Raw genomic sequence first — 1,772 nt, 5'->3', positions numbered from 1 at the left:
GGGCCGGCCCGCCTTGCTCGCGCGGGTGGTGCGGGTGGTGCGGGTGGCGCGGGCGGTCGTACGGGCCCCGCGGCCGTACGGGTATGGGCGCCGTCTCAGCCGCTGCCCGCCCACGGGTACCCGGTGGCGACCGGTGTCCGCTGGAGGATGCGGCGGGCGTGCGGTCCGGCGTTCCGCAGCAGCGCGCATCCCCGCGCGAGGTCGAACACTTCGGGGGCCGCGCCGATGCTGAGCGCCGCCAGCGGCTGCCCGCGCGGGCCGAACAGGGGCGTGGCCGCGGCGGACAGGCCCAGCCGCGCGTCGCGTTCGTCGAGGGCGATGCCGCGGCTGCGGATGCGGGCCAGCTCGGTGCCGAGGCTCGACTTCGCGGCGAGCGTTTCGGCGCCGCCCCGCCGGCCGGGGCCCGGTGCGTACTGCACCGGGGGATAGGCCAGCAGGGCTTTTCCCGCGGCGCTCTCCAGCAGTGGCACCGGCTTTTCGAGCCGCCCGATCATGGGGCTGTACTGCTCGCTGTAGATGAGCTCGATGAAGCGCACGGTGTTCCTGTGCTGCACGCCGAGACCGACTACGTACCGCGTCTTCTCGTACAAGGGGAGCAGCAGCGGTTTGAGCGCATACCTGAGGTATCTGGTGTGCTGTTCCTCCCTGGATACGGCCAGTTCCCGTACCGCTGTTCCCAGTCGGTAGCACTCGCCGTTCCGGCTCACCATGTCCAGCTCCTGCAAATCCGCCAGCAGTCGGTGGACGGTGGTCTTGGCCAGTCCGGTGAGCTGGACGACCTGGGTGAGCGTGGCGGTTTCGCCGCACGCCCGGACGGCTTTGAGGATGCTCAGTAATCGGCCGGCCAGCCGCCCCCCATTGGCCGTCACGGGCGCGGAAAGGGGCGGCGGTTCGTGTTCGTACACGCTTTTGTACATCGGTGGGAAACCTCCTTTCCCTGTTTCACGGCCCTGTGCCACACCGTGCGTATCCGCCCGGCAGACCGTGTTCTGAGGGGGTTTCCTCTCCATCAAGCACCACCCATCCCACGGGCGGAAGGCGCGCGGGGACGGGGGAGCGTGAACACGTTGAACGCTTGTGCGGTTGTGAACCGGATGCTGGGGGCGCCCTCAGCGGCGGCCGTCGGTGTTGAGGCGGGCGGCCTGGCGGGTCAGATGGTCGCGTTCGGCGAGGTTGGGGGCCTTGGCGGCGGCTTCCGCGTAGAGGCGCGCCGCCGTCGCCGGGTCGCCGTCGCGTTCGTGGAGGTACGCGGCCACGGCGGCGTACCGCGGGAGCGAGCCGTCCAGCGCGGCGAGGGCCGTGAGACCGGCGCGCGGGCCGTCGGCCTCGCCCACCGCGACCGCGCGATTGAGGCGGACGAGCGGGCTGTCGGTGAGGCGCGCCAGCTCGTCGTACCACTCGACGATCTGCACCCAGTCGGTCTCCTCGGCGGTGGGCGCGTCGGCGTGGAGCGCCGCGATGGCGGCCTGGGCCTGGTATTCGCCGAGCCGGTCGCGGGCGAGGGCCGCTTGCAGGATCGCGACGCCCTCGGCGATCGCGGCGGTGTCCCACCGGCCGCGGTCCTGCTCGGCGAGCGGCACCAGGCCGCCGTCCGGCGCGGTCCGGGCCGGACGGCGGGCGTGGTGCAGCAGCATCAGAGCCAGCAGGCCCGTCGCTTCGGGGTGGTCTACGGCGGCCGAGAGCTGCCGGGTGAGCCGGACGGCCTCGGCGGCGAGGTCGACGTCGCCGGAGTAGCCCTCGTTGAAGACCAGGTAGAGGACACGGAGCACGGT

General features: G+C 72.5%; 2 protein-coding genes. Both read right to left on the bottom strand.

What is annotated here, in order from left to right; all coding sequences use genetic code 11:
* Window positions 1–95: 95 nt before the first annotated feature.
* On the bottom strand, window positions 96–917 hold the full coding sequence (locus ACFU99_RS42645) for an IclR family transcriptional regulator (protein ID WP_384403896.1): 822 nt from the start codon (window positions 915–917) through the stop codon (window positions 96–98).
* A 192-nt stretch (window positions 918–1,109) separates the two neighbouring features.
* Window positions 1,110–1,772, bottom strand: a 663-nt coding sequence (locus tag ACFU99_RS42640; RefSeq protein WP_384403893.1) for a DUF6596 domain-containing protein, incomplete at its 5' end; no start/stop codon positions are given.

Origin of the sequence: Streptomyces sp. NPDC057654 (assembly GCF_042800135.1) — a bacterium.
Taxonomy (GTDB): Bacteria; Actinomycetota; Actinomycetes; order Streptomycetales; family Streptomycetaceae; genus Streptomyces.
This window is presented reverse-complemented; position numbering and strand designations above follow the sequence as displayed.